13 protein-coding genes and 1 pseudogene are annotated in these 19,046 nt (G+C 48.7%); 7 read left to right on the top strand and 7 right to left on the bottom strand.

Translation table 11 applies throughout. The annotated features are described in order from the left end of the window. Positions 1-406 precede the first annotated feature (406 nt). Complete coding sequence (gene dusA / locus HGT70_RS09305; protein WP_214195672.1) at positions 407-1,447, top strand: tRNA dihydrouridine(20/20a) synthase DusA; 1,041 nt, start codon at positions 407-409, stop codon at positions 1,445-1,447. 114 nt (positions 1,448-1,561) lie between these two features. Here the strand turns inward: dusA and HGT70_RS09300 are convergent, their stop codons facing one another. Then, positions 1,562-2,545, bottom strand: a complete 984-nt coding sequence (locus HGT70_RS09300; protein WP_214195671.1) for an NADPH:quinone reductase — start codon at positions 2,543-2,545, stop codon at positions 1,562-1,564. Positions 2,546-2,652: 107 nt separating this feature from the next. Here HGT70_RS09300 and dnaB point away from each other — a divergent pair, with 107 nt between their 5' ends. Both dnaB and HGT70_RS09290 read left to right on the top strand, forming a co-directional pair. After that, on the top strand, positions 2,653-4,056 hold the full coding sequence (dnaB, locus tag HGT70_RS09295) for a replicative DNA helicase (protein ID WP_071432406.1): 1,404 nt from the start codon (positions 2,653-2,655) through the stop codon (positions 4,054-4,056). A 129-nt stretch (positions 4,057-4,185) separates the two neighbouring features. Then, positions 4,186-5,370 carry an amino acid aminotransferase gene (locus tag HGT70_RS09290; protein ID WP_071432404.1) on the top strand — a complete coding sequence of 395 codons (1,185 nt, stop codon included), beginning with the start codon at positions 4,186-4,188 and terminating at the stop codon, positions 5,368-5,370. A 140-nt stretch (positions 5,371-5,510) separates the two neighbouring features. Here the strand turns inward: HGT70_RS09290 and HGT70_RS09285 are convergent, their stop codons facing one another. Together HGT70_RS09285 and HGT70_RS09280 are read right to left on the bottom strand one after the other, a co-directional pair. Continuing rightward, the gene (locus HGT70_RS09285; protein WP_214195670.1) at positions 5,511-5,972 is read right to left on the bottom strand and encodes a lysozyme inhibitor LprI family protein; all 462 of its coding nucleotides are present in this window, start codon (positions 5,970-5,972) and stop codon (positions 5,511-5,513) included. Then, positions 5,969-6,892: a peptidoglycan-binding protein gene (locus HGT70_RS09280; RefSeq protein WP_214195669.1), complete on the bottom strand. Its 924-nt coding sequence runs from the start codon at positions 6,890-6,892 to the stop codon at positions 5,969-5,971. Before HGT70_RS09280 ends, HGT70_RS09285 begins: the two co-directional genes overlap by 4 nt. 65 nt (positions 6,893-6,957) lie before the next feature. On the opposite strand from HGT70_RS09280, the pseudogene HGT70_RS09275 reads away from it, so the two are divergent. Further along, positions 6,958-7,131: pseudogene (locus HGT70_RS09275) on the top strand (aminotransferase class I/II-fold pyridoxal phosphate-dependent enzyme); the annotation flags it as partial. Between the two features lie 36 nt (positions 7,132-7,167). On the opposite strand, the gene HGT70_RS09270 reads toward HGT70_RS09275, so the two are convergent. Next, a complete protein-coding gene (locus HGT70_RS09270) occupies positions 7,168-8,274 on the bottom strand; it encodes a YncE family protein (RefSeq protein ID WP_214195667.1) in 1,107 nt (368 codons plus the stop codon). Between the two features lie 76 nt (positions 8,275-8,350). Then, positions 8,351-10,522 (bottom strand): ferric-rhodotorulic acid/ferric-coprogen receptor FhuE, encoded by a 2,172-nt coding sequence (gene fhuE, locus HGT70_RS09265; protein WP_214195666.1) that lies wholly within the window; start codon positions 10,520-10,522, stop codon positions 8,351-8,353. Positions 10,523-10,803: 281 nt separating this feature from the next. Between fhuE and HGT70_RS09260 the strand changes: the two genes are divergently transcribed. Further along, positions 10,804-11,223: a secondary thiamine-phosphate synthase enzyme YjbQ gene (locus tag HGT70_RS09260; RefSeq protein WP_071432400.1), complete on the top strand. Its 420-nt coding sequence runs from the start codon at positions 10,804-10,806 to the stop codon at positions 11,221-11,223. 41 nt (positions 11,224-11,264) lie between these two features. Here the strand turns inward: HGT70_RS09260 and HGT70_RS09255 are convergent, their stop codons facing one another. Together HGT70_RS09255 and uvrA are read right to left on the bottom strand one after the other, a co-directional pair. Beyond that, the gene (locus tag HGT70_RS09255) at positions 11,265-12,317 is read right to left on the bottom strand and encodes an NAD(P)-dependent alcohol dehydrogenase (RefSeq protein ID WP_071432398.1); all 1,053 of its coding nucleotides are present in this window, start codon (positions 12,315-12,317) and stop codon (positions 11,265-11,267) included. Positions 12,318-12,369: 52 nt separating this feature from the next. Beyond that, complete coding sequence (gene uvrA, locus HGT70_RS09250) at positions 12,370-15,198, bottom strand: excinuclease ABC subunit UvrA (RefSeq protein WP_071432396.1); 2,829 nt, start codon at positions 15,196-15,198, stop codon at positions 12,370-12,372. Positions 15,199-15,422: 224 nt separating this feature from the next. Between uvrA and HGT70_RS09245 the strand changes: the two genes are divergently transcribed. Beyond that, positions 15,423-15,956: a single-stranded DNA-binding protein gene (locus HGT70_RS09245; protein WP_071432395.1), complete on the top strand. Its 534-nt coding sequence runs from the start codon at positions 15,423-15,425 to the stop codon at positions 15,954-15,956. A gap of 380 nt (positions 15,957-16,336) precedes the next feature. Next, positions 16,337-18,967, top strand: coding sequence for a type VI secretion system ATPase TssH (gene tssH / locus HGT70_RS09240; protein WP_214195665.1), 2,631 nt, complete (start codon positions 16,337-16,339; stop codon positions 18,965-18,967). Positions 18,968-19,046 lie beyond the last annotated feature (79 nt).

Below are 19,046 nucleotides of genomic sequence, written 5' to 3'. Positions count from 1 at the left end.
GATAAGACCTGATAGGGCGGGCGTCTATTGTGCATCGAAACATGCTCTGACAGTCGCTAAAGGTAAATCATATCAGTCATGCCGATCTTACCTTCGATCTATTTCAGGTCGAGGCGTAGCAGGATATTACCGGAATGTGCGAGGTGATTATCGATAATGACGCTAAGTTCAGCAATGTATTCCCAGCGGAATTCATCGAAATTATTAAAGCGCAGCAGAACAAAGACTGGAGAAAATAACTCCTCTTACTTGCCGTTCATACCCTACAGGGAAGTGGGGTGTTCGGCTTAACCGGAGTAATTATGTGTTATAGTGATGAGGTTTTCATGTATATCCATATCGCACCTCATCAAGCATCGGCATTGCTGGGGAACTCACCAGTAATACGACGGTTCTAAAGAAAAAAATGTTAGATAATCATAGCCCCCAAGTTCTACCTTCAAGCAAGACTACTGTTCCCCACATCGCCAATCGCTTCTCTGTTGCGCCGATGTTGGATTGGACCGATCGGCACTGTCGCTATTTTTTACGTCAACTTACGCAACATACGTTGCTGTATACAGAGATGGTCACGACGGGCGCCATTATCCATGGAAAAGGCGATTACTTAGCTTATAGCGAACAAGAACATCCCGTCAGCTTACAGCTTGGCGGAAGCGATCCCCACGACCTGGCTCATGCGGCGCGTCTCGCTCAAGCACGTGGATACGACGAAATTAACCTGAACGTAGGTTGTCCTTCTGACCGTGTACAGAATGGACGCTTCGGCGCCTGTTTAATGGCCGATGCGGCACTGGTCGCCGACTGTATAAAAGCAATGAAGGATGTTGTCTCAATCCCCGTCACGGTAAAAACGCGCATCGGTATTGATGAACAAGACAGTTACGAGTTTCTCTGCGATTTTATTGGCACGGTTGCTGAACGGGGAGGGTGCGATACCTTCGTGATCCATGCTCGTAAAGCATGGTTATCCGGATTAAGCCCGAAACAGAACCGCGAAATCCCGCCGCTCGATTATCCGCGAGTCTATCAGTTAAAGCAGGATTTTCCGCAGCTGACGCTAGCGCTAAACGGCGGCATCAAGACTCTTGAACAGGCCGAACAGCATTTGACTCATCTTGACGGCGTAATGATAGGACGTGAAGCCTATCAGAACCCAGGAATGCTGGTGGACGTTGACCGTCAATTATTTGGTAGCACTGCGCCGGCCGTTGATTGTGTTGCGGCAGTTGAGGCCATGTACCCCTATATCGACAGTGAACTCGCCCGGGGCACGTACCTCGGACATATCACGCGCCATATGCTAGGCCTCTTTCAAGGCATCCCAGGCTCGCGGCAATGGCGACGTCATCTTAGCGAGAATGCGCACAAGCCAGGGGCTGATGTGACGGTACTGGAAGCAGCATTAGCAAAAGTTTCGCAACAATACCGAGAAAGTGTGAGCTAAGTTAAGTTTTTCTACACATTCTTCTGCGATTATCTGCACTAAGCGCTTGAGTATTCATGTGCCCTCTGTACCTACATTTTTACAGTAAAATCGCCTCCCTTTCGGGAGGCTTTTTTATGGAATTAATAAGCAAGCCCCGCTAGTTTTACGGTTCTCCAGTGCCCGGTGAGCATGCTCCGCATCACGTAGCGCAAAGCGCTGTGTAGGCGGAACGTCGACGTTAATTTTTCCTGCCGCAATCATCGCGAAAAGAGCCGCGCTAGCGTCGTCAAGCTGCTGCGGGGTAGTGATATATCCGTTGAGTGAAGGGCGAGTCACGAACAGCGAGCCTTTCTGGTTGAGTATCGCTAAATCAATCCCCGTGACTGGGCCGGATGCATTACCAAAGCTCACCATTAGTCCTCGCGGTTGTAAGCTATCCAGTGAAGCTTGCCAAGTGGCTTTACCCACCGAATCGTAAACCACCGGAACTTTCTTTCCGTCCGTAAGCTCGGCGACACGTTGAGCGATGTCGTCTGACTGAGTATTAATCGTGGCCCAAGCCCCGGCTGTACGTGCCCGCTCTGCTTTACTTTCTGACCCGACGCTGGCGATAAGCTTGGCACCTAATGCCTGTGCCCATTGGCAGGCGATTAATCCAACACCGCCTGCGGCGGCATGAAATAACAGGGTCTCATCGCGTTGTACCGGGTGGGTAAGGTGCAGTAAGTAATAAACGGTTAACCCTTTTAGGAAAGAGGCTGCCGCCATTTCATAACTAATCGCCTCTGGCAGCACGACCGCTTTGGTTTGATCGACCTGATGGTATTCGCTGTAAGCGCCGAGACTCGATTGACAATAGACCGCCCGATCACCGACTTTAAAGCGTGTTACTTGCGATCCAACCGCGACCACTTCACCGGCTGCCTCGGTCCCTACTCCCGAAGGGAACTGATTAACTGGGTACAGGCCGCTGCGTACATAAGTATCGATATAGTTGAGGCCAATAGCATGGTGGCGGACGATAATCTCATTATCTTGTGGGGCGGCTTGGGTATAAGGCGTCCAACGTAAGACTTCTGGCCCGCCATGTTGGCGAAATTCGATGCGGTGTGCCATAGAAAGGTTCTCCGAGAGGGTAAGGTTTTTCCCCAAGACTTGGGGCGACAATTAGCGCGAAAACCGTATAATGGGCGCGCCCCTTTTCGACGACTGGTATCAATACTATGGCAGGAAATAAACCCTCTAACAAACCGACCCCTCAAGATAAACAGCTGGCAGGGATTAAAATGCCCCCACACTCAGTGGAAGCAGAACAGTCGGTGTTAGGCGGACTGATGCTCGATAACGAGCGCTGGGATAACGTCTCAGAGCGCGTTGTTGCGGAGGATTTCTATAGCCGTCCCCACCGTCTCATTTTTTCCGAAATGCACCGACTGCTCGAACAGGGACAGCCGATCGACCTGATTACCCTATCGGAATCCCTTGAGCTACGTGGTGAGCTTGAGTTATCGGGGGGCTTTGCCTATCTCGCAGAACTCGCGAAGAACACGCCAAGCGCCGCCAACATTGGGGCCTACGCCGATATCGTTCGTGAGCGGGCCGTAGTGCGCGAAATGATCTCCGTAGCAAACGAGATCGCCGATGCTGGCTTCGATCCGCAAGGCCGCTCAAGCGAAGATCTTCTGGATCTTGCGGAATCTAGCGTGTTTAAGATCGCTGAAAAGCGGGCTAATAAAAATGAAGGCCCACAGAATATCGAACAAATTCTCGAGGCTACGATCAATCGTATTGAAGCGCTCGTCTCGACGCCCCACGATGGGGTGACGGGTGTCGATACCGGTTACCAAGATCTCAATAAAAAAACGGCAGGATTACAGGGTTCCGATCTCATTATTGTCGCGGCACGCCCATCAATGGGTAAGACGACTTTTGCGATGAACCTGTGTGAGAATGCGGCAATGCTACAAGATAAACCGGTGCTTATCTTCAGCTTAGAGATGCCTAGCGAGCAATTGATGATGCGGATGCTTGCCTCGCTATCCCGTGTTGATCAAACGAAAATTAGAACCGGGCAGCTAGACGACGAGGATTGGGCGCGTATCTCGGCAACGATGGGAATTCTACTAGAGAAGAAGAATATCTTTATCGATGATGCCTCTGGGTTAACGCCCACTGAAGTCCGCTCCCGCGCCCGTAGAATCTACCGTGAAAATAACGGGTTGAGCATGATCATGATCGATTACCTGCAGTTAATGCGGGTACCGGCTTTAACCGAAAATCGAACCTTAGAGATCGCGGAGATCTCACGATCGCTCAAGGCGTTAGCAAAAGAGCTTAATGTGCCTGTCGTGGCACTCTCGCAGCTGAACCGCTCCCTAGAGCAACGGGCAGATAAACGGCCCGTTAACTCTGACTTACGTGAATCAGGCTCGATTGAGCAGGATGCCGACTTAATTATGTTTATCTATCGCGATGAGGTCTATCACGAGAATAGCGACCTAAAAGGGATTGCAGAAATCATCATCGGTAAACAGCGAAATGGACCAATCGGCTCGGTACGCTTAACCTTTAATGGTCAATGGTCGCGCTTCGATAATTATGCGGGTCCAGATTACGACGAAGAGTAGTGTTTATTCTTATCGAAAAATCTTTTTTTGCGAGATTACGCCTTCTTTCTCGGCACGATTAATACTATGGTAGTGGGGCGCTGCTAACGGCGCTTATTGCATTTTAGCCCCATGATGGAGATATCTACTGTGTTTCAGAATGTTGATGCTTATGCTGGCGATCCAATCCTCTCGCTAATGGAAAAATTCAAACAAGACCCGCGTGACGAAAAAGTTAACCTGAGTATAGGTCTCTACTATACCGAGCAAGGAATTATCCCGCAGCTCAACGCTGTTGCTGAGGCTGAGACGCGTCTACAATCATCCATCAATGAAGCATCGGTTTATCTACCGATGGAAGGCTTGGCTAACTATCGTAAAGCCGTCGGCCAACTACTGTTCGGGGCGAATATCGAGGCGAGTAAAATCGCGACGATCCAAACCCTAGGCGGCTCTGGCGCGTTAAAAGTCGGTGCTGATTTCCTAAAACGTTATTTTCCAAATTCTGAAGTGTGGGTCAGTGATCCGACTTGGGAAAACCATATTGCCATCTTCAATGGCGCTGGATTCCCGGTACAGACTTACCCTTGGTACGATACCGCCACGCAAGGCGTTAATTTTAGCGGCTTCATCGAAAAACTAAACAGCCTGCCAGAACAGAGCATCGTCTTGCTCCACCCGTGCTGCCATAACCCCACAGGTGCGGATCTTACCGATGCACAATGGGATGAGACTATTGCTCTCCTTAAGGCTCGTAAGCTGATCCCTTTTATGGACATCGCCTATCAAGGCTTTGGCGCAGGCCTCGAAGCGGATTGTTATGCGATCCGTCAAGCTGCCCAGCAAGGTTTACCGGTTATCGTCAGCAACTCATTTTCAAAAATTTTCTCGCTCTATGGCGAACGTGTTGGCGGCTTGTCTGTAGCCTGTGACAGTAGTGAAGAAGCCGATCGTGTATTAGGGCAACTCAAAGCAGCGGTACGTCGTAACTACTCTAGTCCACCCGCTTTCGGTGCGAAAGTTGTCGCCACCATTCTGACCGATGCGCCATTATTCGCAGATTGGAAAGCCGAGCTTGAAGCGATGCGCCTGCGTATTTTAGCGATGCGTGAAGCCTTAGTCAGCGCGCTACAGCAGGAAATACCAGGTAAGGATTTCAGTTACTTGACCCGTCAACGGGGCATGTTCAGCTATACCGGTTTAAGCCCAGATCAAGTCGTTCGCTTACGTGAAGAGTTTGGTGTTTATCTGATCGGTAGTGGAAGAATGTGTATGGCAGGGTTGAACCAGCAAAATATTGAAAAAGTCGCTACGGCGATGGCCGCGGTTATGTAAGAAGTCGGGCGCCTGAGGCGCCCTTTTTTATGGCCGCTAGTGCGCTGAGAGGTCGATACGTACTAGGCTATCGGGACGTTTAGGGAATAGTCCTTATTTAGTTTTTGTTTCCTACTGACGAGTTAGTGTGTCAGCTATAGCTAACCATCGGAGAGATTGGGATGAAGCATTCTGATTTCGTCTATGCGCCTTTTTCCCATATTTATAAGACAACTTAACGCTATTGCACCATAGTCTTTAATACCTTCGGCTCCCGCACTGGCTGATTTGCAGTAGTCTTGACGATATTCCAACCATAACTTTTGGCTTCGAACAAAAGCGTCTTTCATCCCCTCTCTTTGTTTACTTTCTCCCATCCACCACTGGTTATAATCGTAATGTGAGATTTCATTTAATTTTTCCTGATAAACGGTAGTTAATTTTCTTTCTGATATGTCACTCAAAGAAGCCAAACATTCACTGTTGTTATCACCGTATTTTCTTATACAGAGGGTAACGTCCTTATTATCGACGATAGAGGGGAAGGGTGATTTTGCGTAAGCATTAACAGTAAAAACCGAACATAATGAACAGAAGAGATAAATAGGAAAAAAATTACTCATTTATTCAGGCTCCTTATTCTTATTTCATTTCTTCTTTGATCTTTATTTAAAACTGGATCATTTTCTAGATAATTGATGATATCAATTCGGCTACCACCACTTGCTATTAACTTTACCATCTCTGGTGCTGACTTATTACCCTGATAGAGCGTATCGATAAATACATCATGTATCCCTCTATCGATTTGGTACCAAGTCAATGCATTCGTTACATGGCGCGAGTTTCTTGAGTACACTCCTTTTGCGTAGTTTATTTTTTCCCGATATACCATTTCAAAAATTTTGATCTGTTGGGAGTGCGTGATCTCACCTATAAGATTTCCATAAACTCTTACAAACTGTTCTGCCTGCCGACCTTTAAGATAAGATGCTTTAGAACATATAACAGCTTTGTATTCTTCAATACCCGCCTGTCTAAGTGTTGAAAAGATTTCACCACTAGTACGATTTCCCATATCGTAGCCCCGACCGAGAGTAACACCAGACGAGAATTTAGAAGGCCAATGTAATATTCTAGAAAAGCTCGGATAATATCGCTGCCTAAAAGGCGTGATGGCAGTAATATAATCAAGTCCTTCAGCATCAAATGTCATCTGTCCCTCGCTTACTCGCAGAGAACCAGAGATAGGCTGTCCCCTCAATCCTGGAGAATTCGCATTCTCCATCGCACGAATAAAAAAACTATCAGTGGGATGAATTAGCCCGGTTGGAGATAATGTTAAAAGGCGTTGGTACCAAACTATCGCTTCATTGGTTTGTGAACTGCACACACCATTTATATTAAGAGTACGCCCAGTCGATAACTGATACCCGGCACCAATGATCATCTTCTGTATTGCTTTAACGTCAGTAGAATTATTAGCTCCACAGTTTCCAACTGTTGCTTTCAGCCGATATATTCGCGGTTCATTGTATGGCATTTATTACTCCTTTTTAATTGTATTTCAATTCCATTTGCCAGCGCATTAAAAATAGTATTGCTCGCTACCGAGCCCGTCAACGAGTCATGTACAGTTATCGTGGCTGGATCCCAGATCAAGTCGTTCGCTTACGTGAAGAGTTTGGTGTTTATCTGATCGGTAGTGGAAGAATGTGTATGGCAGGATTGAACCAGAAAAATATTGAAAAAGTCGCTACGGCGATGGCCGCGGTTATGTAAGAAGTCGGGCGCCTGAGGCGCCCTTTTTTATGGCCGCTAGTGCGCTGAAAGGTCGATACGTACTAGGCTATCGGGACCTTTAGCGGAATAGTCCTTATTCAATTCTTGTTTCACTGTCACAAATAACGTTTTACCCTCATCAGACAGCAGCAGGCTATTAGGGGCCCCCGCAAAGCGCCACTGCTGTTTTACTGCGTAAGTCGTGGCATCGACGCGCAGTACCTGCTTAGACTCGCGTTGACTGATGTAAAGCTCGTTACGCTGTGCATTAAACTTGATCCCCAGGCTATCACCCGGGATTTTTTTGATCACTTTGCCTGAAAGCTCATCAAACACATAAGTCGCTTTACCTTGCGAATTATCCGTCACGAAGAGTCGATGAGTTACAGGATCTTCAGCAAAGTTTAGGAATAGATTCGTTTTACTCTCGCCCGTTGTCCAACGTTTTTCGATTCGATGGTTTTTAGGATTGATTACTAAGATTTCGCCACTACCGTTGCCCGCGTAAATACGTTGCGTCGTAGGGGAGTACAGTAAGCCAGTGACCCATTTCCCAGCATGCTGAATACGGGTTTTGACGGTGAAGGTATGCGTATCGATAACACTGATATAACCTGGGTTAGCGACGGCGCCAACATAGAGTTCGTTACCCACCCACAGCAACTCACGAGCACCATCCGTTTCGCCTTTACTGTTCTTCTTGCTGAGAGCTAAGCGTTTCACTACTTTGCCGCTCTTCACTTCCACTTTCGATACCGTACCGTCTAGCGAGTTTGTGGTGTAGAAAAAGTCATTATCCGGTTGGCTGGCCACCCCAAAATTTTTTAAATCGGTGTGGGTTAATCCAGTAATCGCGAGGGTTGTAGGATTGACTTTATACAGTACGCCACCGTTATCGTTTTTAAAGCTTTGGGCGCTCGCGACATATAAGGTCGATGAAGAGCTAAATAGCGCCATCTCATATAACCCTTCTCCTATCGCTTTTTCCTGAACTGCCGAAGACGTGGCAACGGTTGGCGGTTTAGGGGCGGGCGGTGGTGTGGTTTTAGTAGCGGAATGAGACTGGCAGCCACTGATCAGCACGGTAGCAATAGTTAAGGCACTGACCAGTAGTGGGGAAGACGAACGTCTAGCAGTAAACATAGTTACTCCTTATTCGCTAGGTTTTTTACCTAGTGATAATGGGAAAGAGGGGGAATCGACTCCCCCTCTAGAAAAATTAGAAATGGTAGTTGAGGTTAACTGAGTAGTTACGTGATTCACCGTACACGACGTAATCGCTCAAATTACTCTCGTAGTCGCGGTTGAAGAGGTTTTTCACGTTAGCCTGTACTGAAAGCTGGCGTGTCAGCTGATAGCGCGCAAAGAGATCTGCAAGCGGGTAGCTACCTCGAACAACACGCACCGTATTGCCGTTTGGCCCAGTAGCCTCTTGGTAGGTGGCATTTTGCCAAGTTATTCCACCACCGATGGTCAGGTCAGGCATTGCGGGAACCAAGTAGCTAGAGAATAGCTTAAACTGCGTCTGCGGTAGCTGTGGGTTGATCCGATCTTTGCTGCTATCTTGTGCGACATAGCGTGAGGCGCTGAATGTCATATTTAAATTATCGGTCACTGCACCATTTACCTCAAATTCGACGCCGCGACTGACAACACCATTAGCCGCTCGGTAAGCCGTCTCACTACTGTTGTTGACATATTGCCCGGTGATCTCTTGACCAAGATTGGTTTGCTCGATACGGAATACCGATAAGGTTGAAGTTAAGCGGCTATCTAACCAATCAGCCTTCAACCCTGTTTCGTAGTTTTTACCGGTCACTGGTTTTAAGTAATGGCCCGTACGGTCACGATAGGTCTGGGGTTGGAAGATCGATGTATAACTGGCATAAGCAGAAAGCCAGTCGTTAAGGTCGTAAACTAACCCACCGTAAGGCGTGAGGTTATTTTTTTGCATAGTCGCGCTAGTGCCATTAGTGGTGTATTCCGTATAACGCATTCCCGCCACCAAAGAGAGCGGATCGGCTAACGAGAAGCGTGCCGCGACATAACCCGAGCGCTGACGGATGGTATCGCTAGACGACAGCGCCCACGCTGGCCAATCGGGTTGTGCAATATTACCGTCCCACTGATTGTAGTTACCCAGCTGCTCAGGCGTATACATCGCAGTAGAATAATCATAGCGGTTACGTTGACGGCTGTAATCGACGCCAGCAACGAGCTGATGTTGGCGACCAAATAGTTTAAAGGGACCTGTCGCAAAAGCATCGACGGCGGTTTGCGTACGGATCCCCTTATACCAGCCAGCATAACCATAGCCGGTAGACTGTAACATACCGGTTGTTTGGTCAGGGAAACCGCTTAAGTAAAATAGCCGGCTATCCATCTGCGTCTCGCCATGCATGGCATTGATATGCGTTTCCCAGCCATTATCAAAGCGGGTAACTAGATTTGCGAATTGTCTACGCGCCAGCGTATTGTAGTGTGTCCAATCGGCGGCGGGGTTGGTGCTGCGACTGTAATGGGTTTTATCACCATTGGTATACCACGTAGGTAAGCCGCCCCACGTAGGGTTACCCGTATTTCGTTCTTGGTAGTCATAACCGATGTCTAACGTCGTGTTATCGGTAAGGTCGGCAGCGATATCGGTATAGAAGAATTTCGACGATTTATGGTAGCGATCTAAATTACTGTCTTGATCCTGATAACCGCTCACGAAGCGGCCACGTAATGTCCCACTTTCGTTGAGAGGGCCCTGCAGATCAGCCACATAGCGTTGATTATTCCAACTGCCATAACTGGCACTCAGATCGCCGGTAAACGTTTTACTCTCTGCTTTCTTTCTGATTAAGTTAATAGTCGCAGAAGGGTTACCCGTGCCTGACATGAGTCCGCTCGCTCCACGAATCACATCGACGCGCTGATACTTCGCCATATCATCGTCGGTTTCACCAAAGTTCCACGGCGCGGTTTGTGTGACGGGAATATCATCGTAGCTATAATTATTGATATAGAACCCGCGAGCAAAATAAGAGTAGCGCTCGCTATCGCTCTGATTTGAAGAGATACCCGGGCTTTGCTTAAGCACATCATTTAATGTACGTAGATCTTGATCCTTCATTCGCTGCTCAGTAATAACGCTTACCGACTGAGGAATATCTCTATTCGTCAGGTTCATCTTGGTACCGCTGCGCGTGATAGGAACGGTATAGCGATGACTATCTTGATCTGTAGCGCTATCATTCCCGTTCTGGTTCTGGCCAGAAACGGTCAGTGTTTGTACGGCAGCATCGTCAGCTCTGGCTAGGCCAGTAGTGAGTGCTAACCCAATTGCTGCGCTCAGCAAAGACAATGCCGAGAGCTTATTCCCCATGGTAAAAAATCGCGATGTCATGTGTCTTACCTAATTGTAATTATAATGGTTAATCTGTGATCACTGCTGTGTCATCACGCTTAGTTATTAAGCGATAGCGAATCATAGTGATAATTATTTTTATTATCAATAGCGAGAATTAGTTCAATTTTCTTTGTACGAAAAAGTTAACGCTAACTCATTATCACGGTTAGTTATTTTTTTTCGAAAATATCCGTAATACTGAATTGAGCGTATCGAATACTAAGGTAAGCCACTGATTTGCTACACTTCGAGGACAGAAAGAGAGGAAGGAGAGAACAATGTGGTATCAACAACTGATTCAACTAACAGAGAAAAAACGTGGTTTTCATCTGATTACCGATGAGATCCTGTCGGCACTCCCTGAAGTGGCCAGCATTAAAGTTGGGCAACTCCATCTTCTGCTTCAACATACTTCCGCGTCACTAACACTCAACGAAAACTGTGATCAGACCGTGCGTGCAGATATGGAACAGCATTTTCTACGAACTGTTCCAGACAATGCCACTTATCAACATGATTATGAGGGGGCGGACGATATGCCGGCGCATATTAAATCCTCATTATTGGGTGTCTCGTTGGTATTGCCGATCTCACGGGGAAAAGTGATGTTGGGGACGTGGCAAGGGATCTGGCTGGGAGAGCATCGCTTTCACGGCGGTGGACGTAGGATTATCGCCACACTACAGGGCGAGGTGTAGAAGAAATACCGTTCCCCTGGTGGGGAACGGTAAGTAATGGCTTACTTTCTTAGTGAGTTATTATCGATCACAAAACGATACTTCACATCGCTTTTAAGCATGCGCTCGTAGGCTTCGTTGATTTGGTCGATAGTGATTAACTCAATATCCGCCGTGATATTATGCTCGCCACAGAAATCGAGCATCTCTTGAGTTTCCGCGATACTCCCGATGAGCGAGCCCCCTACAGTTCGGCGTTTAAAGACTAACTCGGCGACGCTCGGTGCGGGGTGATCATGCTCTGGAACCCCCACTAACGCTAAGTGCCCATCACGTTTCAGCAAACGGATAAACTGCGTTAAGTCGTGCTGTGCGGCAACGGTATTAAGGATTAGATCGAAGCTATTCACTTGCGCTTCCATCTGCTCAGCATCTTTGGAGATCACGACTTCATCAGCCCCTAAGCGCTTCCCATCTTCGATTTTCGAGGCGGAAGTGGTGAAGAGCACGACCTTGGCACCCATCGCATGGGCTAACTTAACCCCCATATGGCCGAGACCGCCTAATCCAACAATCCCGACTTTTTGGCCAGGGCCGACATTCCAATGGCGTAGAGGAGAATAGGTAGTGACCCCTGCACAAAGTAAAGGAGCGACACCGGCCGGATCGAGGTTTTCAGGGACTTTCAGTACAAAGTCTTGGTCGACCACAATATCGGTTGCATAGCCGCCATAAGTAATGGCTTCTGAATGACGATCCTTACTGTTGTAGGTGGCCACGAAACCATTTTCACAATAGTTTTCCTCGCCCTCTTCACAGCTTGAACAGGTACGGCAGGAGTCGACCATACACCCGACCCCGACGAGATCACCCTGTTTGAATTTTTTGGCTGACGCGCCAGCCTCAATAATGCGTCCAACGATTTCATGGCCCGGGACGATAGGGTATTGCGTACTTTTCCACTCGTTACGCGCCATATGCAAATCAGAGTGACAGACGCCGCAGTATAAAATCTCAATTTTGACGTCGTTATCGCGCACATCCCGAGATGAATAATGAAAAGGGGTTAGGGGTGATTTCTCATCCTGTGCTGCATAAGCATTAATATCTGCCATGATGGCTCCTCATCGTTGCGAAAAAAAGCCCAGACACGCTGGGCCGCTAACATTATTTGTTGAGTAAAGGTTTCAAGAAGCGTGCGGTATGAGACTGTTCACATTCCGCGACCGTCTCTGGCGATCCAGCGATCAGGATCTCACCGCCACCACTACCGCCTTCAGGGCCGAGATCGACAATCCAGTCTGCAGTTTTTACCACATCCAGGTTATGTTCGATCACGACAATGGTATTCCCCTGATCTCGCAGCTGGTGGAGGACCACTAACAGCTGTTGGATATCGGCAAAATGTAGCCCAGTCGTCGGTTCGTCGAGAATATACAGCGTCTGGCCAGTGCCACGTTTAGAGAGCTCGCGAGATAACTTAACCCGCTGTGCTTCACCGCCAGATAAGGTCGTCGCCGACTGGCCTAAGCGAATGTAAGAGAGCCCTACACTGATTAAGGTCTGCAATTTACGGGCGAGCGCGGGAACCGCCTCGAAAAAGTCTTTAGCCTCTTCGATAGTCATATCCAGCACTTCGTGAATGTTCTTCCCTTTATACTTTATTTCCAGTGTCTCGCGGTTATAACGCTTACCTTGGCATTGATCACATGGGACATACACGTCTGGTAAGAAGTGCATCTCCACTTTAATGACGCCATCGCCCTGACATGCCTCGCAGCGCCCACCCTTAACATTGAAACTGAAACGACCCGGAGTATAACCCCGCGAGCGTGCTTCAGGAACGCCAGCAAATAGCTCACGTACCGGGGTGAAAATACCGGTATAGGTCGCTGGGTTGGATCGTGGTGTCCTACCGATCGGGCTTTGGTCAATATCGATCACTTTATCGAAATGTTCCAGCCCCTTCACCTCATGGTAAGGAGCCGGCTCGGCGATCGTTGCACCATTGAGCTGACGCTGGGCGATCGGGAAGAGCGTATCGTTGATCAACGTCGATTTACCGGACCCCGATACCCCTGTGACACAAGTGAAGAGCCCGACAGGCAGTGATAGTGTGACATTTTTTAAATTGTTACCGCGTGCGCCAGCGATGCGTAATGTTTTCTCGGGATCAGCCTTCACGCGCTCCTTTGGCACTTCGATAGCCTTCTTACCACTCAGGTATTGACCGGTCAGAGAGGCCTCATTAGCCATAATCTGATGTACATTGCCTTCGGCGACGACAGATCCACCATGCACACCGGCCCCAGGGCCAATATCGATGACATGGTCGGCGGCACGGATCGCATCCTCATCGTGTTCTACCACGATGACCGTATTCCCCAAGTCACGTAGGTGGATAAGGGTGCTCAGTAATCGTTCGTTATCGCGTTGATGTAGGCCGATAGAAGGCTCATCAAGGACGTACATCACGCCGACCAGCCCCGCACCAATTTGGCTGGCTAAGCGGATACGCTGTGCTTCGCCGCCGGACAGCGTCTCTGCCGAACGGGATAACGATAAGTAGTTCAGGCCGACATTGACCAGGAAGCCTAGGCGCTCACGGATCTCTTTTAGGATCTTGTCGGCAATTTGCGCTTTCTGACCGCTTAGCGCTAAGTGTTCAAAGAAGTCGCTCGCGTGGCCGATGCTCATTTCTGATATCTCGGGTAATGTCTTCTCCGTAACGAAGACGTTACGCGCTTCTTCTTTCAACCTCGTACCGTGGCAGCTGCTACACGCACAGTTGCTAATAAACTTCGCTAACTCTTCACGAACCGCGTTCGATTCGGTCTCTTTATAGCGCCGTTCCATATTGTGTAACACGCCTTCGAAAGGGTGGCGTCGAACGGAGGTATCTCCACGATCGTTGACATACTTAAATTCGATATTGGTTTTACCCGAACCATACAGAATCACTTTCTGCGTCTCTGCATCTAGCGATTCAAAAGGGGCTTCGACATCGAATTTATAGTGATCGCTGAGGGAGCGTAGCATCTGGTAATAATAGAAGTTACGACGATCCCAGCCGCGAATAGCACCGTTCGCTAACGAAATTTCACGGTTTTGGATCACGCGTTCAGGATCGAAATATTGTTGCACGCCTAGGCCATCACAAGTCTGGCACGCGCCCGCCGGGTTATTAAACGAGAAGAGACGAGGCTCCAGCTCACGCATGCTATAGCCACACACAGGACAGGCAAAGTTCGCGGAAAAGAGCAGCTCTTCGGCTTTGCTATCGTCCATATCCGCTACAATCGCGGTGCCGCCTGACAAGGTGAGGGTGGTCTCGAAGGATTCCGCCAAGCGCGTACCGATGTCGTCGCGAACCTTAAAACGATCCACGACCACTTCGATGCTATGCTTCTTTTGTAACTCAAGTTTAGGTGGATCGGAAAGATCACAGACTTCGCCATCGATCCGTGCACGAATGTAGCCCTGCGCTGCAAGGCTTTCTAGCGTCTTAACGTGCTCACCCTTACGATCTTTAATGATTGGGGCGAGCAACATTAACCGCTGTCCTTCCGGCTGTTGTAATACTTGGTCAACCATCTGGCTAACCGTTTGGGCCGCAAGAGGCTGATGGTGCGTTGGGCAGCGAGGTTCCCCCACCCGTGCGAAGAGGAGTCGCAGATAGTCATGGATCTCGGTGATGGTCCCCACGGTCGAGCGCGGGTTATGGGATGTCGACTTTTGTTCGATCGAAATAGCGGGGGAGAGCCCCTCGATATGATCGACGTCGGGCTTTTCCATCAATGAAAGAAATTGCCGCGCATAGGCCGAGAGTGATTCGACGTAGCGGCGCTGTCCTTCGGCGTAAAGGGTATCGAAGGCCAGCGAGGATTTACCTGATCCAGAAAGACCAGTGACAACCACTAGCTTGTCACGAGGGATGGTGAGGTTGATATTTTTTAAATTATGGGTTCGTGCACCCCGTACTTCGATCTTATCCATTCACATTTCCCAATTTGATTGCCTATACGCTGAGATGACATCGCTCTGCATCGATTTCAAGCAGACTCTATAGTATGGCACAAAAAATAACCTGAATAAATATCCAGTAGTTTCTGTTATAATGATTGAGTTTGTGCAGTTGCTCTAAACTACCCAATGCAAGCAGTGACGTGCTATCATCCGTTAGATAGTATCTGTATAATTTTTCATCAGGAGAGAGTGCAATGGCCAGTCGCGGCGTAAACAAAGTGATTCTTGTCGGTAACTTGGGTCAAGATCCAGAAGTTCGGTATATGCCAAACGGAGGAGCAGTGACTAACATTACACTGGCCACCTCTGAAAGCTGGCGTGATAAGCAAACCGGTGAAAATAAAGAGATTACAGAATGGCACCGTGTTGTGCTATTTGGAAAATTGGCAGAAGTGGCAGGTGAATACCTGCGTAAAGGCTCTCAAGTTTACATCGAAGGCCAACTGCGTACGCGTAAATGGCAGGACCAAGGTGGCCAAGAGCGTTATACCACCGAAGTCGTGGTGAATGTTGGTGGTACCATGCAAATGCTAGGCGGACGCCAAGGTGGCAATGCGGCGCCTCAAGGCGGCGGTGCGCCGAACAATAATAATGGCTGGGGTCAGCCTCAACAGCCTCAATCTTCCGGCGCGCAATTTAGCGGTGGTGGACAAGCTCCACAGTCTCCTAAGGCACCTGCTGGTGGAAATGAGCCGCCAATGGACTTTGACGACGATATTCCGTTTTAATAAGCATTACAAAAATATCCTCGACAAGCCCCCGTTACTGCGGGGGTTTTTATTATCAGTGCTAATAAGTCTTCCCCTATCCGCGATGTCCAATAAGATTTAATCTATCCGCCTCGTTTCTATCTAATAATTAAATTTATTCTCATTATTTATCTAAAATATATCTTAGTTATTAAGATTGGTGGCCGAGTAAAATAAGGAAGATGTAATAGTCTATTATTCATTGTTACCAGTTTCTATTAAGCTAGTTGGGTTGCACTAAAAAAATCAATTAATCTACAAATATTATCGTTTTATTAATTAAAAAATTATTCTCTACCGTGCTATCTCGATAGGAGCGCGTACCGCTGCTTACTTAATCATTTTCAATGGAACTGAATATGTCTGAAATTAGTCGAGCCGTTCTTTTCGGCAAACTAGAACCTTTACTTTTTTCCTCGTTAGAGAGTGCGACGGCATTTTGTAAGTTGCGAGGCAATCCTTATGTAGAGCTAGTGCATTGGTTGCATCAATTAATGCAGCAGCAAGAAGGCGACCTACAGCTGATCATCCAGCACTTCGCATTAGATGAGGCCGCATTAACCCGCGACATTATTACCGGGTTAGAGGCATTACCGCGTGGCGCGAGTTCTGTCTCCGATTTGTCAGAGCATATCGACAGCGCGGTAGAACGTGCCTGGGTCATAGGGTCGCTCAAATTCGGCGTGAGTCGTCTACGGACCGGGCATTTACTGATCGGGATCCTGAAAACGTGGAATCTCGCCACCGTTCTAAGGGGGATCTCGCCTCAATTCACGCGCATCAATGTGGAACTGTTAAGTGAACAGTTCACTACGCTACTGGCGCCGAGTAAAGAAGCGCAGCAGGTCTCGATCGAGCCTGTGCCAGCGCATGGCGGCCCCACAGCAACCCAGACGCTGGCTCAGTATGGACAAGATATGACTCAGCGTGCGCGCGACGGGAAGATTGATCCGGTTGTCGGACGTGATGAAGAAATTCGTCAACTGATCGATATCTTAATGCGGCGTCGACAAAATAACCCGCTACTGACCGGTGAAGCTGGGGTGGGTAAAACGGCTGTGGTAGAAGGCTTTGCGCGCCGTATCGCAGCAGGCGATGTTCCCGAACCCTTACAAAATGTTCAGCTGTGGTTGATCGATATCGGTCTATTACAAGCCGGCGCGGGGATGAGGGGAGAATTCGAAGCACGTTTGCAATCGTTGATCAATGAAGTGCAATCCAGTGCAACACCGATCATTCTGTTTATTGATGAAATTCACACCCTGGTCGGTGCGGGGGGGCAGCAAGGGACGGGGGATGCGGCCAATTTACTTAAACCTGCGTTGGCACGAGGCCAGTTGCGGACGATTGGCGCAACCACCTGGGCAGAATATAAAAAATATATTGAGAAAGATCCTGCACTGACACGGCGTTTTCAACCACTTCAAGTCCCTGAACCGGATGAAAGCAAAGCGGTTCTTATGCTACGTAGCACGGTCTCGCCGTTAGAAAAACATCATCACGTTCTGCTATTGGATGAAGCAGTCACGGCAGCGGTGAAGCTCTCTCACCGTTATATACCCGCTCGTCAACTCCCCGATAAAGCGATTGCCTTATTGGATACTGCCTGCGCTCGCGTCGCGGTCAGTCAGAGTGCCCCTCCCGCGCAACTCGACGACTGTCGCCAGCAGATTACGGCCCTTGAGGTCGAGATCGAGATTGCCAAACGGGAGGCCTGTGTCGCGCTAGGGGAGGATCGGCGCGTCGAGCAGCTAGAGCGTGTACTAGAGGCTCAGCACGCTGAGTGCGAGGCGTTGGCATCACGTTGCCAGCAAGAGAAAGCGTTAGTGAGTCAGCTTATTGCGCTACGCGCGCAGCTTCACCAAGCGAAGCCTGAGGCGCTAGGCGAGCTTCGCCAGCAATTACTGGCGACACAGCAGCAATTGACCGAGCTACAGGGGGAAGTCCCACTATTATTTGCCGCGGTGGATGAAAACGTCGTGGCTGCCGTCGTGTCAGATTGGACCGGTATTCCCTTAGGGCGCATGGTTAAAAACGATATCGATGCGGTATTAAATCTCGCGGATACCCTTAATCAGCGGGTAATTGGTCAACGCCATGGGCTAGATCTCATTGCTAAGCGTGTGTGTACCTCACGTGCGCGCCTTGATGATCCGAACAAGCCGGTAGGGGTCTTTATGCTGTGCGGGCCATCCGGTGTCGGTAAAACGGAAACCGCCCTAGCCTTGGCTGAATCGTTATATGGGGGGGAGCAAAATGTCATCACTATTAATATGAGTGAGTTCCAAGAAGCCCACACCGTATCAACCTTAAAAGGCGCTCCTCCTGGTTATGTCGGCTACGGAGAAGGCGGCGTCTTAACCGAGGCCGTTCGTCGTCGTCCTTATAGCGTGGTATTACTCGACGAAATTGAAAAGGCGCATCCGGATGTCCATGAAATCTTTTTCCAAGTATTTGATAAAGGTTGGATGGAGGATGGTGAAGGGCGGCATATTGATTTTCGTAATACGCTGATCATTCTCACCTCCAATGTGGGAACTGATCTTGTCACCGAAATGTGTGCAGATCCTGATCGACAGCCTGATGCAGAGGCACTTGCCACCGCCTTACGCGACCCGCTTTTACACGTCTTTCCACCTGCGTTGTTAGGCCGACTCGTAGTGGTGCCTTATTATCCACTGAGCGACCAGATGCTCGGCGAGATCGTGCGCTTACAATTAACCCGCATTCAGCGACGCTTACTGGAGAATCACCACATCGTGACCGACATCGAAGAAAGTGTTGTCACGCAAATCGTCCAACGTTGTACGGAAGTGGAGTCGGGCGGACGGATGGTCGATGCGATCCTCACAAACACCTTATTACCACAAATCAGTCAGAAGTTACTGACCGCAAGCCGCGATGAACAACAATACCGATCATTACACCTTAGTGTTGAACAGGGTGAGTTTAATTGCCAGTTTTCTTTTGGATGCGAGGAGGAATTATAATTAAAATAGAAATCCCTTTCTTATTTTTATATATCGATGAAAGGGCCGTCATTCTATTTCTAGGATAAAATTATTGAGT

The sequence above is a fragment of the Rosenbergiella collisarenosi genome, assembly GCF_018494085.1.
In the GTDB taxonomy this organism is placed as follows: domain Bacteria; phylum Pseudomonadota; class Gammaproteobacteria; order Enterobacterales; family Enterobacteriaceae; genus Rosenbergiella; species Rosenbergiella collisarenosi.
Note: the sequence above shows the minus strand (reverse complement) of the source record. Positions and strands in the feature narration are given on the sequence as shown.

Bases quoted from the DNA above. Each gene is read 5' to 3' on its own strand.
- dusA (WP_214195672.1), top strand. From the start codon at position 407: ATGTTAGATAATCATAGCCCCCAAGTTCTACCTTCAAGCAAGACTACT.
- HGT70_RS09300 (WP_214195671.1), bottom strand. From the start codon at position 2,545: ATGGCACACCGCATCGAATTTCGCCAACATGGCGGGCCAGAAGTCTTA.
- dnaB (WP_071432406.1), top strand. From the start codon at position 2,653: ATGGCAGGAAATAAACCCTCTAACAAACCGACCCCTCAAGATAAACAG.
- HGT70_RS09285 (WP_214195670.1), bottom strand. From the start codon at position 5,972: ATGAGTAATTTTTTTCCTATTTATCTCTTCTGTTCATTATGTTCGGTT.
- HGT70_RS09280 (WP_214195669.1), bottom strand. From the start codon at position 6,892: ATGCCATACAATGAACCGCGAATATATCGGCTGAAAGCAACAGTTGGA.
- HGT70_RS09270 (WP_214195667.1), bottom strand. From the start codon at position 8,274: ATGTTTACTGCTAGACGTTCGTCTTCCCCACTACTGGTCAGTGCCTTA.
- fhuE (WP_214195666.1), bottom strand. From the start codon at position 10,522: ATGACATCGCGATTTTTTACCATGGGGAATAAGCTCTCGGCATTGTCT.
- HGT70_RS09260 (WP_071432400.1), top strand. From the start codon at position 10,804: ATGTGGTATCAACAACTGATTCAACTAACAGAGAAAAAACGTGGTTTT.
- HGT70_RS09255 (WP_071432398.1), bottom strand. From the start codon at position 12,317: ATGGCAGATATTAATGCTTATGCAGCACAGGATGAGAAATCACCCCTA.
- uvrA (WP_071432396.1), bottom strand. From the start codon at position 15,198: ATGGATAAGATCGAAGTACGGGGTGCACGAACCCATAATTTAAAAAAT.
- HGT70_RS09245 (WP_071432395.1), top strand. From the start codon at position 15,423: ATGGCCAGTCGCGGCGTAAACAAAGTGATTCTTGTCGGTAACTTGGGT.
- tssH (WP_214195665.1), top strand. From the start codon at position 16,337: ATGTCTGAAATTAGTCGAGCCGTTCTTTTCGGCAAACTAGAACCTTTA.